Here is a 13180-nt window from a genome sequence, read left to right as displayed (position 1 = left end):
GGAGAGCTCCGTATAGACGTCGGTGTACAGCTCGGACGGTTCCGGCTCGGGCGAGGTGCGGGCGAACTCGGCGGCGTCGGCGACGATCTTCTTCACCTCGGCGTCGATGGCCTTCAGCGCCGCCTCGTCCGCCAAGCCGTTCTTCTCCAGCAGGTCCTCGATGTGGTCGATGGGGTCGCGGGTCTTGCGGACCTCGTCCACCTCCTCGCGCGTCCGGTACTTGGCCGGGTCGCTCATCGAGTGGCCGCGGTAGCGATAGGTCTTCATCTCGAGAATGTAGGGCCCCTTGCCGGAGCGGGCGTGCTCCGCCGCCTTGGCGGCGGCGGCCTGCACCGCCAGCACGTCCATGCCGTCGACCTCCTCGCCCGGGATGCGGAACGAGGCGCCGCGCTTGAAGAGGTTGGTCTCCGAGGACGACCGGTGCAGGGCGGTGCCCATGGCGTACTGGTTGTTTTCGATGATGTAGACCACGGGCAGGCTCCAGAGCTCGGCCATGTTGAAGCTCTCGTAGACCTGGCCCTGATTGGCGGCGCCGTCGCCGAAGTAGGTGAAGCTGACCTTGCCGTTGTCGCGGTAGCGGTTGGCGAACGCCAGGCCCGTGCCGAGCGGGACCTGCGCGCCGACGATGCCGTGGCCACCGTAGAAGTCGGCCTCGGTCGAGAACATGTGCATCGACCCGCCCTTGCCGCGGGAGGAGCCGCCGGCCCGGCCGGTAAGCTCGGCCATCACCTCGCGCGGGTCCATGCCGCAGGCCAGCATGTGGCCGTGGTCGCGGTAGCCGGTGATCACCTGGTCGCCAGGCTGCTTGACCGACTGCACGCCCACCGCGACGGCCTCCTGGCCGATGTAGAGGTGGCAGAAGCCGCCGATGAGCCCCATCCCGTAGAGCTGGCCCGCGCGCTCCTCGAAGCGCCGAATCAGCAGCATGTCCCGATACAGCTTGAGGAGCTCTTCCTTGCCCGCGGCGGTCTCGGCCTGCTTGGCGGCGGTATCCCGCGTCGCAGCGCCATTCACCTTCCGCCGACCGGCTACGCCGGTCTGCCTACGCGCCATGCGTCTCTCCACTCGTCGCCAGAAACGCCTCCGAAACCCGCGAAACGGGATTCAGGGCTTCATGCGGATCACATAATCCCTTGGGTCGGCGAAGCCTAGCAGGGAGCGCGCTCTTTCCTCCAGCAGGTCGGCCGACAGGCTCCCGTCGCGCAAGAGCTTGGCTCGCACTTCAAGATCCTGACGCTGGGCGCGAAGGGCCGCGAGCTCGCGGGTCTTGGCGGTCAGGGTCTCGTTGCGCTGGCTGGAGCTCAAGAGGCCCTGGTCGCCCGTCAGGGCGTGGAAGGCGAAGTAGAAGATCAGGAACGCCAGCGCGGCGGTCGGCAGATACGGGCGAAGGCGGGCGAGCACGGCGAATCCCTGACGAGGACCGCTGCAACCTCGCGCAGCGTGGTTAAGGCGGGGCTAACCTCGGCCAATATCCCGGCGTCATCCCGGAAGCCGCGCAGCGGCTGTCCGGGATCCATAAACACAGCGCCGCAAAGATGCCCGCGGCGCCGCGGGCGCTCGCGGCCTCAGGCGCGTAGCGATCCCGGTCGTCGCTTCGCGAAACCGGGGACGCCACCCGAAGAAAAGTCAGCCGCGCGCCTTCAGCGCCTTGCGGCCGAGGTAGATGGCCTGATCGCCGAGCTCTTCCTCGATGCGCAGCAGCTGGTTGTACTTGGCCGTGCGGTCCGAGCGGGCGAGCGAGCCGGTCTTGATCTGGCCGCAGTTGGTGGCGACCGCCAGGTCGGCGATGGTCGAATCCTCGGTCTCGCCCGAGCGGTGGCTCATCACCGCGGTGTAGGCGGCGCGGTGGGCCATGTCGACGGCGTCGAGGGTCTCCGACAGGCTGCCGATCTGGTTGACCTTCACCAGGATGGAGTTGGCCAGGCCCTGCTCGACGCCTTCCGCCAGGCGCGCGGGATTGGTGACGAAGAGGTCGTCGCCGACGAGTTGGACCTTGGCGCCCAGACGCTCGGTCAGGAGCTTCCATCCGGCGAAGTCGTCCTCTGCGCAGCCGTCCTCGATGGTGACGATCGGGAACTTCGCGACCAGACCGGCCAGATAGTCGACCATGCCGCCGGCGTCGAGCGTCTTGCCCTCGCCTTCCATTACGTACTTGCCGCCCTTGAAGAACTCGGTCGAGGCGACGTCGAGGCCCAGCAGGAAGTCGTCGCCGGCCTTGTAGCCGACCGCCTCGCCGGCCTTGACGATGAAGGCCAGGGCCTCTTCGGCGCTCTTCAGGTTCGGCGCGAAGCCGCCCTCGTCGCCGACGTTGGTGTTGTGGTGGGCGTCGTGCAGCGCCTTCTTCAGGCCATGGAAGATCTCCGCGCCCATCCGCAGGCCCTCGGCGAAGGTGGCCGCGCCGGTCGGCAGGATCATGAATTCCTGGATGTCGATCGGATTGTCGGCGTGGGCGCCGCCGTTGATGATGTTCATCATCGGCACCGGCAGCACCCGGGCCGAGACCCCGCCGATGTACTTGTAGAGCGGCAGCGCCGCGGAGCTGGCGGCGGCCTTGGCGGTGGCGAGGCTCACGCCGAGGATGGCGTTGGCGCCCAGGCGGCTCTTGTTCGGCGTGCCGTCGAGCTCGATCAGCAGGTCGTCGATCCGCCGCTGGTCCTCGGCGTCGACGCCGGCCAGCGCATCGTAGATCTCGCCGTTCACCGCATCGACCGCCTGGCGCACGCCCTTGCCGTTGTAGCGGGATTTGTCGCCGTCGCGCTTCTCGACCGCTTCGTGCGCGCCGGTGGAGGCGCCCGACGGGACCGCCGCACGGCCCATCGAGCCGTCTTCCAGCACCACGTCGACCTCGACGGTCGGATTGCCGCGGCTGTCCAGGATTTCGCGGGCGTTGATGTCGACGATCTCGGTCATCGGGGTCCTCACATGGGATGGCGGGCGAGGCTTAACGACCCGGCGAGGCGCAAACAACCCTGGAAGCGTCAGGGTCGAGCTGGAGCGGCCAGCGCGCCATCAGCGCGGGCCCACAACCTGGCGGTCACGCCCGAGATGATCGAGTCCCGCCGGGCCGGCGTGCAGGCCCACGGCCGCTCGCAATAGCGGCGCATCCGGAACCTCACCGCAGATCGCCTCCGGCGTTCGCCGGCGGGCGCTCAAGGGTAAAGCCTGATGGGATTGCTACAGCTTTAGGCGCTTGTTGCACGGGCCACTAACCCCGGAGCGAGCGATGAAGAAGCTTCTCTCGTGCATGGCCCTGTGCGCCGCACTCGGCGTCGGACTCCCCGCCCAGGCCGCGTCCGGCGGCGGCGTGAACCTCGGAACGCTGTCCTGCCACGTGAGCAGCGGATGGGGCCTCATCTTCGGATCATCCCGATCCTTGAAGTGCGCCTTCAGCGGGCGCGGCCGCATCGAGGACTATGACGGCAACATCACCCGGTTCGGCGTCGACATCGGCTATCAGCGCTCGGGCGTGATCATCTGGAACGTGTTCGCCCCCACCGGCAACCTCAAGCCGGGCGCGCTGGCCGGCCGCTACGGCGGCGTCACCGCCGGCGCCGCCGTCGGCGTCGGCCTGGGCGCGAACGCCCTCGTCGGCGGTTCGGGCAACCAGATCGGCCTCCAGCCCCTCAGCATCCAGGGCAAGACGGGACTGAACGTCGCCGGCGGGATCGCCGGTCTCACGCTCAGGTTCGTGCCTCCCAAAGCCGGGGCCGAGGCCCCCGCGAAGCAAGAGACCGCGCCCCCGGCGAAGACCCCCTGAACGCGAAACGCCGGTCGCGAGCGGCGACCGGCGTTCGAAGCACGACCTGGCGTGTGGCCTTGGAGCTTAGTCTTCCTTCGGCGTCAGGACCTGGCGACCCTTGTACATGCCGGTCTTCAGGTCGACGTGGTGCGGCCGCTTCAACTCGCCGGTCTCCTTGTCCTCGACGTAGGAGTTCGGGCCCAGCGCGTGGTGCGACCGGCGCATGTTGCGCCGGGACGGCGAGGTTTTTCGCTTAGGAACGGCCATTGGAAATCTCGGCAGGCGTGGAAATGAGGACGGCGGCCGAACGGGCCGCCGACGTGAGCGGGGGCTTATGCATCAAGACTCGATGCGGATCAAGCGCCCAGCCTTGACGCGGAGGGAAAGACCGCGAAGCGATGCGTCACACCAAACGGCTCCTGACCTTCGCCGCCTCGATGAAACTGGCGAACAGCGGGTGCGGGTCGAAGGGGCGGCTCTTCAGCTCCGGATGGAACTGGACGCCGACGAACCAGGGATGGTCCTGGCGCTCGCAGATCTCCGGCAGCACGCCGTCCGGCGACAGGCCGGTGAACTTCAGGCCCGTGGCCTCGATCCGCTCGCGGTAGCGGATGTTGACCTCGTAGCGGTGGCGGTGACGCTCCGAGATGACCTCGCCGCCGTAGATCTCGGCCACCCGCGAGCCGGCCATGAGGGTGGCGTCGTAGGCGCCGCAGCGCATGGTGCCGCCGAGCTCGCCGCCTTCCGAGCGCTGCTCCTTGGCGTTGCCCCGGGTCCATTCGGTCATCAGGCCGACGATCGGCTCCGAGGTCGGACCGAACTCGGTGGACGAGGCCTGCTGGATGCCGGCCAGGTTCCGCGCCGCCTCGATCATCGCCATCTGCATGCCGAAGCAGATGCCGAAGTACGGGATCCCGTGCTCGCGGGCGAAGCGCACCGCCCGGATCATCCCTTCCGAGCCGCGCTCGCCGAAGGCGCCCGGCACCAGCACGCCGTGCACGGAGGCCAAGCGCACGCCGATCAGGTCCTCGTCCTTCTCGAAAGCCTCGCCCTCGATCCAGTCGAAGCGCACGCGCACGTTGTTGGCCACGCCGCCGTGGATCAGCGCCTCGACCAGCGACTTATAGGCGTCGGTCAGGCCGGTGTACTTGCCGACGATGGCGATGTTCACCTCGCCGTCCGGATGGCTCAGCGTATGGCTGATGCTCCGCCAGCGCGAGAGATCGGGCTTCGGCGCGTCCTGCAGCCCGAAGACGTCCAGCACCTCGGTGTCGAGGCCCTGGGCATGGTAGTCGAGCGGCACGGCATAGATGTTGGCGCTGTCCAGCGCCTGGATGACGGCGCTGGGGCGAACGTTGCAGAACTGGGCGATCTTGCGCCGCTCGCCCTCGGGTATCGGAAACTCCGCGCGGCACAAGAGGATGTCCGGCTGGATGCCGATGGACCGCAGCTCCTTCACCGAGTGCTGGGTCGGCTTGGTCTTCATCTCGCCGGCCGTCTTGATGTACGGCAGCAGCGTCAGATGGATGTAGCAGGCGTGGCCGCGGGGAAGCTCCTGGCCCAGCTGGCGGATCGCCTCGAAGAACGGCAGGCCCTCGATGTCGCCCACCGTGCCGCCGACCTCGACCAGCACGAAGTCCACGCCCTCGCCGGGATCGGACAGGACGAAGTCCTTGATCTCGCCGGTGACGTGCGGAATCACCTGGACGGTGGCGCCAAGATAGTCGCCCCGGCGCTCCTTCTCGATGATGGTCTTGTAGATCTGGCCGGTGGTGATGTTGTCGTTGCGGGTGGCGTTGACGCCGGTGAACCGCTCGTAATGACCAAGGTTGAGGTCGGTCTCGGCGCCGTCGTCGGTCACGAAGACCTCGCCGTGCTGATAGGGGCTCATCGTCCCCGGGTCGACGTTCAGATACGGGTCGAGCTTGCGCAGGCGGACCTTGTAGCCTCGCGCCTGCAAAAGCGCGCCGAGAGCGGCGGACGCGAGACCTTTGCCAAGGGAAGAGACCACGCCGCCGGTGATGAAAATGTACCGGGCCATGGAAGTTCAGATTAGCGGAATTGGACGTGATTCGCCGCTCTCGCGCGGCCTTCGGGCGCTCTGCTCCACGGCTTATTTCGCCGGGGCCGGAGCCGGCGCCGCGGGCTGGACCGGCGCGGGTTGCGGGGCCTCCTGGCCAAGGAAGGGGTTATGGACCGTCGGCGTCGGCGCCTGCAGCGGCGCGGGCGCCGCGTTCGGATTGGCGGGCTGGGCGGTCCCGGCCGGCGGCTGCGGCGGGTTCTTGTTGAGCGTGTTCGGATTGATCGCGTCGATGTTCAGCCGGTCGACGACCGAGGAGGCGCCGCGCTGCTTGCCCGAGATGATGGTCAGCGTCAGCGCCAGGATGAAGAAGAGGGCGCCGAGGATCCAGGTCGTGCGGGTGAGCAGGTCGCCGGCGCCGCGCGCCGTCATGAAGCCGCCCGGCCCGCCGCCCATGCCGAGCGCCCCGCCCTCGGAGCGTTGCAGCAGCACGACCGCCACCAGCGCCAGGCTGACGATGATCTCGAGGACGAGCAGAAGGTTCAGCAGCATACGAAGCCAGCATCCAATGCGATCGGACGGACACGCCGCGCCGAAATGAAGCGCGCGCTCTATCACCCCGCGCGGGTCAGCGCCATAGCTAGGTGGTCGCAACCTCCCCGCAAGCCATGAAGCTCGAATCCAAGCCCCAGCCGTGCCGCCGGCCCACATCCTGCGGGAGGGAGACCGGCCTCTTGCTCTGAGCACGGCCGACCACAGTTAGAAGGGCATGACCAATCCGATCGCCATCCAGGGCTTCGACCACATCGTTCTGCGGATCCGTGACAAGGAGCGGATGCTCGGCTTCTATGTCGGCGTGCTGGGCTGCACGGTCGACTGGGACCGGCCCGAGCTCGGCCTCACCCATATCCGCGCCGGCCGCAACCTGATCGACCTCGTCACCCTGGACGGCAAGCTCGGCCAGCTCGGCGGCGCGGGGCCGGGCGAGGAAGGCCGTAACCTCGACCACTTGTGCCTGGGCGTCAGGCCGTTCGACGAGGCGGCGATCCGCGCCCATCTCGCCGCCCACGGGGTCGAGGTGGCCGATTCCGGCTCCCGTTACGGCGCGGACGGCGACGGCCCCTCCCTCTACGTCCGCGATCCCGAGGGCAATACGGTGGAGCTGAAGGGGCCGCCGGAAAGTTAGTGGCCGCCGCCGGCCGACCCACCTCGCTTGGGTTTTGGCGCGAACCAGACGACCGAGGCGGCGAACAGGAAAAGCAGCGTCGTGGTCAGGAACAGCTGGTTGGTCGCCAGCATCGTCGACTGGACCTGCACCAGCTGGTTGATCTGCCCGATCGCCTGGTCGTGGCTGAAGCCCTGCGCCGTCAGTGAGCGCGCGGTCTGACCCACGTCGTTGAGGTGGCCGACCATCTGGCTGCGCTTCTCCGTACCGATGTTGTCCCACGCCGTGGTCATGATCGAGGTGGCGAAGGCCGCCCCCACGGTCCGCATGAAGTTCGACAGGCCCGCCGCCGAGGCGGTCTCCTCTGGCCGCACCGCGGACAAGGTCAGGGCTGTCGTCGGCACGAAGAAGAACGGCAGGAAGAAGCCCTGCGCCACGAAGGTCAGCGCCACGCCCCAGAAGGTGATGTCGGTCGTGAAGTGCGAGCGCACCAGGCCGATCACGCTTACGCCCGTGATGCCGAACGAAATCAGCGCCCGAAGGTCGACCTTGCTCATCAGCCTGGCGACGACCGGCGACATTACGACGGCGAGCACCCCGTTGAACGCGCTGGCGTAGCCGGCCCAGGTGGCGGTGTAGCCGATGCTCGTCTGCAGCCAGAGCGGGATCAGCACCACGGTCGCAAAGAAGGTGCCGTAGGTCACGCTGAGCGTGATCACCCCCGCCACGAAGCCGCGGTGGCGGAAGATCCTCAGATTGACGATCGGGTTCTCGGAGGTCAGCTCCCAGATCAGGAACGACAGGAAGCCGACCGCCGCGACGATCGCCAGGACGATGATGGTGGTCGAAGCGAACCACTCCAGCTCCTTGCCCTTGTCGAGCATGATCTGCAGCGCGCCCACCCAGACGACCAGCAGGCCCAGGCCCATGTAGTCGACCGGCACGCGCCGGGTGGGCGTATCGTGCGCCCAAAGCACGGTCCGGGCGCCGAAGGCCACGCCCAGCGCGACCGGGATGTTGATGAAGAAGATCCAGCTCCAGCCGATGGTGTCGGAGATCGTGCCGCCGAGCAGAGGGCCTGCGATCGGTCCCACGACCACGGTCATCGACCAGATGCCCAGCGCCTGGCCGCTCCGCTCCTTCGGGAAGATGGTCAGCAGCAGGGTCTGGGAGGTCGGCATGATCGGGCCGCCGCAGAGGCCCTGCATCACCCGGAAGGCCACCAGCATGCTGAAGCTCGGCGCCAGGCCGCACAGCATGGAGAAGAGGCCGAAGCCGAGCATGGCGGTGAGGAACACCTTCACCCCGCCGAACCGCTGCACCAGCCAGCCGGTCAGCGGGACGGTGATCGCCTCGGCGACGCTGTAGGAGGTGATCACCCAGGTGCCCTGGGAGGGCGAGACCGCCAGGCCGCCGGCGATGTGCGGCACCGAGACGTTGGCGATGGTGGTGTCGAGCACCACCATGAAGTTGGCCATGGCGAGGACCAGCACGGCGCCGATCAGCGCCGCGCCGTCCAGCGGCTGGGCCGAGCGGCCGGCGCCGCTCATCGCACTTCGACCTCGGCCTTCATCGACAGGCCGACCCGCAGCGGATGCTTCTCCAGCTCCTGCGGGTCGAGGGCGATCCGCACGGGCACCCGCTGGACCACCTTGATCCAGTTGCCGGTGGCGTTCTGCGCCGGGATCAGGGCGAAGGCCGAGCCGGAGCCGCCGGCGACCCCGATCACCTTGCCGTGGAACTTCACCCGCCCGCCGTAGAGGTCGCTGGTCAGCACGACCGGCGAGCCGACGCGGATCTTGCGCAGCTGGACCTCCTTGAAGTTGGCGTCGACGTAGGCGCTCTGAACCGGGACGATCGTCATCAGCTCGGTCCCGGCGGCGACGCGCTGGCCGATCTCGATCGCCTTCTTGGCGACGATGCCGTCGACGGGAGCGCGGATCACCGTGCGGTCGAGGTCGAGCTGCGCCTGGTTGCGCTGGGCCACGGCCTCCGCAACCTCGGGGTTCGTCGCTACGTCGGCGCCTTGCACAAGCACGGCGGCGGCGTCGCGCTGGGCGCCGGCGACGCTGATGTTGGCCTTGGCCTGCTTGAGCGCGGCCTGGGCGGCGGAGACCGCGGCCGCGGTGGTCTGACGCTGGTTCTGCACCTCGGTCAGCTCGTCGGCGGAGACCGCGCCGGTGCCGGCCAGGGCGTGGCGGCGATCATACTCCGTCTGCGCCCGGACCAGGTCCGACTGGGCCGAGGCGAGCTGCGCCTCGGCGCGCGCCAGGTCGGAGCTCCTGGCGTCGGTCTGCGCCGACGCGGCCTCGACGTTGGCGAAGTAGCCGCGCACCTTCCGCTCGGCCTGGCCGAGCTGGGCCTGGGCCCTGGAGAGCGCCAGGCGATAGTCGGCCGGATCGATCACGGCGACCACCTCGCCCTTCTTGACATGCTGGGTCTCGCCCACCGGCACGGAGATCAGCGGCCCGGCGACGAGCGCGGTGACCTGAGCGGTGTCCGCCTGGACATAGGCGTCGTCGGTCGAGACGTGGCGCGAACCGATCAGCAGCCAGTAGAGCAGCCAGAGCACGGCGATCACCGCGATAACGGCCGCCAGGATCGCAAAGAGCTGCTTGCGCCGCGCTCTGCGGTCCGAAGACGCCTGGGCGGTCTTCTCGGCGGGCCGTTCGATGGTGGAAGCTTGGGTCATTGAGTGTCCTCGCCCGACTCTGCGGTCAGGAGGTGTGGAAGCCGCCGCCCAGCGCCCTGGCGAGCGCGGCGTCGACCGTCAAGGTGCGGGCTTCGAGGTCGGCCACGGTGCGCCGCTGGATGATCAGCGCGTCCTCGGTCGTCAGCACCGACAGATAGTTGGTGAGGCCGGCCTGGTAGCGCAGGCCGGCGATGCGATAGGCGTCCTCGGCGGCGCTGAGCGCCGCATGCGCCTGGTCGAGCCGGGTCTGCAGCAGACGCGCGCTCACCGCGGCGTCGGCCACCTCCTGCAGCGCCTGGACCAGGGTCTGGTCGTAAGCGGCCACCGCGGCGTCGTAGTCGGCGCGCACCCCGCGATACTCGCCCTCCAGGCGGCCGGCCGAGAAGATCGGCAGGCTGAGCGCCGCCCCGACCTGGCCGATCTGCGAGGTGGGGAACCGCAAGAGGTCCAGCCCCAGCGCCTCGCGGCCGAAGTAGGCGGCCAGGTTGACGTTCGGATAGAAGCCCGCCCGCGCCACCTTGATCCGGTCGGCGGCCGCCTCCGCTCGCCGGCGCGCCGCCTGGACGTCGGGCCGCCTGCCGACCAGGTCCACGGCGACGTCGGTCGGCAGGGCGTAGCCGGCCGGGATCGTGGCGGCGGGTCGGGCGATGGCGAGCCCGCGGTCCGGCCCCCGCCCCGTCAGCGCCGCCAGCTGGTTGCGCGCCAGGCCGATCTGCTCGTCCAGGCTGGTCAGTTGCTGCTGCGCCGAGGCGGCGTTGGCTTCGGCCTGGCGCGCCTCGCCCTCGTTGCTGGAGCCGCCCTTGACCCGCTGCGCGACGAGCTTGGCCGTATTCTGCCGGTTGGCCAGCGACTGGGCTGCGGCCTCGCGCTCGCCGAACAGGCGGGCGAGGTCGGCATAGGCCGAGACCACGCTGGTGGTGAGCATCAGCCGGCTCTCGGCCAGGTCCATCTGCGCGGCCACGGCCTCGGAGGTCGCCGCTGCGAGGCCTGCGCGGTTGCGGCCGAACAGGTCGAGGTTCCAGTCGAGGTTCACGGTTCCCCGGCCGATGTCGTTGTAGCCCTTGGGCACGAACTCCGGCGGAATGCCCATGTTGTAGCTCTGCCGGTTCTCCGCGACCTGGGCGTTGGCCGACAGCTGCGGCAGCAGCGCCGCGCGCGACTGTTCGGACAGCGCCCGGGCCTTGCGCACCCGCGCCTCGGCCTGGACCAGCGTGGGCGAGCCCTTCAACGCCTCGTCGACGAGAGCGTTCAGCTGCGGATCGTTATAGCGCCGCCACCAGCCGTCCCCGGGCCACGGCGCCTGCGGCGCCTGGAAGCTCTGCGCGGCGGCGTAGGACTGCGCCGGCTTGGCCTGGGGCTCGGGCCCCAGACGCGGCACGGCCGCGCAGGCGCTGAGGGCGCCCGCGGCGGCCAGGGGGAGGATGAACTTGTGCATCGAGCCTCTGTTGGGGGGGCGTGAGGCGAAAATTGACCGTACTGTACGGTCAGCACTAGGCGTGATATCGTGGTCCGGTCAAGTTCAAAATCGGCAGGAGACGAATGAGCACGCCAGCGCGTGAGATGCGGCGGGAAGATCGCCGGGACGCCATCCTCGACGTCGCATACGAGTGCTTCGTGGCGGACGGCTACGGCTCGACGTCGATGTCGACCATCGCCGCCAGGCTCGGCGGCTCGAAGGGCACGCTCTACAACTACTTCAGATCGAAGGAGGAGCTCTTCGCCGCCTTCGTCCGGCGTTCCTGCTCGGAGCTCCGCCATGACATCGATTCGATGCCGCCCGAGGGCGACCTGCGCGGGCGCCTCGTGCAGATGGCGCGCCATCTGCTCGACCATCTGCTCTTGCCCGAGGCCATCGCCATCTATCGGGTCGTCGTCGGCGAGGGCGAGCGCTTCCCCGAACTCACCCGGCTGTTCTACGAGGCCGGCCCCCGCGCCGGCGTCGGCCGCATGGGGGAAGCGCTGCAGGACCTGATGGAGCGCGGCGAGCTGCGCCGGGCAGACCCGATGCTCGCCGCCCACCAGTTCAAGGACCTGGCGCTCTCAGGCGTCTACAACCTGCGCCTCTTGGGCATGATCGAGGACCCGACGCCGGAGGAACGGACGGCGCGGGCCGAGATAGCGGTCGACACCTTCCTTCGCGCCTACGCCCCCTAGTCCCTTCAGGCCCGCGGCTCAGACCGCCCGGACGATCGCCAGGAAGTCGTCGGCCTTGAGCGAGGCGCCGCCGACCAGGGCGCCGCCGACCTCGCACGCATGCAGGATCTCGGCGGCGTTGCTGGGCTTCACCGAGCCGCCATAGAGGATCGGAACCCGCTGGGCCGCTTCCCCGAACATCTCGGCGAGGGTCGTGCGGATGGCGCCGTGCACCTCTTCGATCTGCAGATTGTTCGGGGTCAGGCCCGTGCCGATCGCCCAGATGGGCTCGTAGGCCACGGCGAAGGCCTTGCCGTTCAGCTCCGGCGGCAGCGAGCCCCTCACCTGCCCGGTCACCACCTTGAGCGCCTCGCCAGCCTTGCGTTGATCGATGGTCTCGCCGACGCAGACGATCGGCTCAAGGCCGTGGCGCAGCGCCGCCAGCACCTTCCTGGCCACCAGCTCGTCACTCTCCCGATAGGCTTCGCGGCGCTCCGAGTGACCGAGAATCACCAGCTTCGCGCCGGCGTCGGCCAGCATCTCGGCGGAGATGTCGCCGGTGAAGGCGCCGGAATCGTCCGCATGCACGTCCTGGCCGCCGACCAGCACCTTCGTGCCCTGGAGCGCCTCGCTCATCCGATGAACGAGGATCGACGGCGGGCAGATCGCCACACGCGCGGACGTCGCTCCCACGCCCTGCGCCACGGCCTTGGCCTCGGCGATCGAGCTGGCCAGCCCGTTCATCTTCCAGTTTCCGGCGATCAGCGGCGTTGGAGAATTCATTGAGCCTCACTTTCCTCTCTCATCGGGCGCGGTTAAGCCAAGGTGCGCGATCTGTCACGCGCTTGCGGCGCGCAAGGGGCCTCCACTATACCGGCGAGCCTGTCGCGCCCGGGAAAGGGATTTCATGCTCGCCGCCTTCCGCGTTTTCGCGAAGTCCTGGGTCGCCGCCGTGCTGATCGGACTACTGATCGTCGCCTTCGCCGTGTTCGGCATCCGCGACGTCTTCGGTCACAACGTCAGCAATTCGGTGATCATCGCAGGCTCGCGGAAAATCTCGCCGATCGAGTTCCGGCGCGAGTTCGAACAGATGCGCAAGCGCGCAGAGCAGCAAGTGGGCCAGCCCGTAAGCGCAGAAGTCGCCGCCCAGAACGGTCTCGACCGCCAGGTGCTGCAGGGGCTGGCCACGCGCGAATCCTTCGCCGAGCTGCTGCGGCGGATGGGCATCCGCCCGTCGGACAAGCTGGTGGCCGACCAGATCGCGAAGATTCCGGACTTTTCCGATCGCGTCACCGGTCGCTTCGACAAGAAGCTTTATCAGCAGCTCCTGGCGCAGAACGACCTCACGCCCGACCGGTTCGAGAGCAATCTGCGCGACGCCATGGCCCAGCAGCATGCGGTGACCGCGCTCAGCAACGCCTTGCAGGTTCC

14 protein-coding genes are annotated in these 13180 nt (G+C 68.7%); 4 read left to right on the top strand and 10 right to left on the bottom strand.

Going from position 1 to position 13180, the window contains the following annotated elements; all coding sequences use genetic code 11:
- The 3 genes from pdhA to eno all read right to left on the bottom strand — a co-directional run.
- Nucleotides 1–1053, bottom strand: a 1053-nt coding sequence (gene pdhA / locus VJS38_RS20105; RefSeq protein WP_324089929.1) for a pyruvate dehydrogenase (acetyl-transferring) E1 component subunit alpha, incomplete at its 3' end; no start/stop codon positions are given.
- A gap of 51 nt (nucleotides 1054–1104) precedes the next feature.
- Nucleotides 1105–1401 (bottom strand): septum formation initiator family protein, encoded by a 297-nt coding sequence (locus tag VJS38_RS20100; protein WP_324089928.1) that lies wholly within the window; start codon nucleotides 1399–1401, stop codon nucleotides 1105–1107.
- A gap of 225 nt (nucleotides 1402–1626) precedes the next feature.
- On the bottom strand, nucleotides 1627–2910 hold the full coding sequence (eno, locus tag VJS38_RS20095; RefSeq protein WP_324089927.1) for a phosphopyruvate hydratase: 1284 nt from the start codon (nucleotides 2908–2910) through the stop codon (nucleotides 1627–1629).
- Nucleotides 2911–3223: 313 nt separating this feature from the next.
- On the opposite strand from eno, the gene VJS38_RS20090 reads away from it, so the two are divergent.
- Nucleotides 3224–3757 carry a DUF992 domain-containing protein gene (locus VJS38_RS20090; RefSeq protein WP_324089926.1) on the top strand — a complete coding sequence of 178 codons (534 nt, stop codon included), beginning with the start codon at nucleotides 3224–3226 and terminating at the stop codon, nucleotides 3755–3757.
- Nucleotides 3758–3823: 66 nt separating this feature from the next.
- Here VJS38_RS20090 and rpmF read toward each other — a convergent pair whose 3' ends face one another.
- The 3 genes from rpmF to secG all read right to left on the bottom strand — a co-directional run bounded on the left by rpmF (nucleotide 3824) and on the right by secG (nucleotide 6311).
- On the bottom strand, nucleotides 3824–4006 hold the full coding sequence (gene rpmF / locus VJS38_RS20085) for a 50S ribosomal protein L32 (protein WP_324089925.1): 183 nt from the start codon (nucleotides 4004–4006) through the stop codon (nucleotides 3824–3826).
- Between the two features lie 136 nt (nucleotides 4007–4142).
- Nucleotides 4143–5780, bottom strand: coding sequence for a CTP synthase (locus tag VJS38_RS20080; RefSeq protein WP_324089924.1), 1638 nt, complete (start codon nucleotides 5778–5780; stop codon nucleotides 4143–4145).
- A gap of 72 nt (nucleotides 5781–5852) precedes the next feature.
- Nucleotides 5853–6311 (bottom strand): preprotein translocase subunit SecG, encoded by a 459-nt coding sequence (gene secG / locus VJS38_RS20075; protein WP_324089923.1) that lies wholly within the window; start codon nucleotides 6309–6311, stop codon nucleotides 5853–5855.
- A 217-nt stretch (nucleotides 6312–6528) separates the two neighbouring features.
- On the opposite strand from secG, the gene VJS38_RS20070 reads away from it, so the two are divergent.
- Nucleotides 6529–6945 (top strand): VOC family protein, encoded by a 417-nt coding sequence (locus VJS38_RS20070; RefSeq protein ID WP_324089922.1) that lies wholly within the window; start codon nucleotides 6529–6531, stop codon nucleotides 6943–6945.
- Here VJS38_RS20070 and VJS38_RS20065 read toward each other — a convergent pair.
- Genes VJS38_RS20065 through VJS38_RS20055 form a run of 3 tightly spaced genes read right to left on the bottom strand, consistent with a single transcriptional unit; the run spans nucleotide 6942 to nucleotide 11051 of the window.
- The gene (locus tag VJS38_RS20065) at nucleotides 6942–8474 is read right to left on the bottom strand and encodes a DHA2 family efflux MFS transporter permease subunit (RefSeq protein ID WP_324089921.1); all 1533 of its coding nucleotides are present in this window, start codon (nucleotides 8472–8474) and stop codon (nucleotides 6942–6944) included. The genes VJS38_RS20070 and VJS38_RS20065 overlap by 4 nt on opposite strands.
- Nucleotides 8471–9616: an HlyD family secretion protein gene (locus tag VJS38_RS20060; protein WP_324089920.1), complete on the bottom strand. Its 1146-nt coding sequence runs from the start codon at nucleotides 9614–9616 to the stop codon at nucleotides 8471–8473. Before VJS38_RS20060 ends, VJS38_RS20065 begins: the two co-directional genes overlap by 4 nt.
- Before the next feature lie 25 nt (nucleotides 9617–9641).
- A complete protein-coding gene (locus VJS38_RS20055; protein WP_324089919.1) occupies nucleotides 9642–11051 on the bottom strand; it encodes an efflux transporter outer membrane subunit in 1410 nt (469 codons plus the stop codon).
- Nucleotides 11052–11155: 104 nt separating this feature from the next.
- Here VJS38_RS20055 and VJS38_RS20050 point away from each other — a divergent pair, with 104 nt between their 5' ends.
- Nucleotides 11156–11770: a TetR/AcrR family transcriptional regulator gene (locus VJS38_RS20050; protein WP_324089918.1), complete on the top strand. Its 615-nt coding sequence runs from the start codon at nucleotides 11156–11158 to the stop codon at nucleotides 11768–11770.
- Between the two features lie 18 nt (nucleotides 11771–11788).
- Here VJS38_RS20050 and tpiA read toward each other — a convergent pair whose 3' ends face one another.
- Nucleotides 11789–12532 carry a triose-phosphate isomerase gene (gene tpiA, locus VJS38_RS20045; RefSeq protein WP_324089917.1) on the bottom strand — a complete coding sequence of 248 codons (744 nt, stop codon included), beginning with the start codon at nucleotides 12530–12532 and terminating at the stop codon, nucleotides 11789–11791.
- Nucleotides 12533–12656: 124 nt separating this feature from the next.
- On the opposite strand from tpiA, the gene VJS38_RS20040 reads away from it, so the two are divergent.
- Nucleotides 12657–13180: SurA N-terminal domain-containing protein (locus VJS38_RS20040; protein WP_324089916.1), on the top strand; the 524-nt coding region annotated here is incomplete at its 3' end.

It is taken from the genome of Phenylobacterium sp., assembly GCF_035276905.1.
GTDB lineage: Bacteria > Pseudomonadota > Alphaproteobacteria > Caulobacterales > Caulobacteraceae > Phenylobacterium.
Note: the sequence above shows the minus strand (reverse complement) of the source record. Positions and strands in the feature narration are given on the sequence as shown.

Excerpts from the sequence above, each read along its gene's own strand:
- eno (WP_324089927.1), bottom strand. The coding sequence starts at position 2,910 with ATGACCGAGATCGTCGACATCAACGCCCGCGAAATCCTGGACAGCCGC.
- VJS38_RS20090 (WP_324089926.1), top strand. The coding sequence starts at position 3,224 with ATGAAGAAGCTTCTCTCGTGCATGGCCCTGTGCGCCGCACTCGGCGTC.
- rpmF (WP_324089925.1), bottom strand. The coding sequence starts at position 4,006 with ATGGCCGTTCCTAAGCGAAAAACCTCGCCGTCCCGGCGCAACATGCGC.
- VJS38_RS20080 (WP_324089924.1), bottom strand. The coding sequence starts at position 5,780 with ATGGCCCGGTACATTTTCATCACCGGCGGCGTGGTCTCTTCCCTTGGC.
- secG (WP_324089923.1), bottom strand. The coding sequence starts at position 6,311 with ATGCTGCTGAACCTTCTGCTCGTCCTCGAGATCATCGTCAGCCTGGCG.
- VJS38_RS20070 (WP_324089922.1), top strand. The coding sequence starts at position 6,529 with ATGACCAATCCGATCGCCATCCAGGGCTTCGACCACATCGTTCTGCGG.
- VJS38_RS20065 (WP_324089921.1), bottom strand. The coding sequence starts at position 8,474 with ATGAGCGGCGCCGGCCGCTCGGCCCAGCCGCTGGACGGCGCGGCGCTG.
- VJS38_RS20060 (WP_324089920.1), bottom strand. The coding sequence starts at position 9,616 with ATGACCCAAGCTTCCACCATCGAACGGCCCGCCGAGAAGACCGCCCAG.
- VJS38_RS20055 (WP_324089919.1), bottom strand. The coding sequence starts at position 11,051 with ATGCACAAGTTCATCCTCCCCCTGGCCGCCGCGGGCGCCCTCAGCGCC.
- VJS38_RS20050 (WP_324089918.1), top strand. The coding sequence starts at position 11,156 with ATGAGCACGCCAGCGCGTGAGATGCGGCGGGAAGATCGCCGGGACGCC.
- tpiA (WP_324089917.1), bottom strand. The coding sequence starts at position 12,532 with ATGAATTCTCCAACGCCGCTGATCGCCGGAAACTGGAAGATGAACGGG.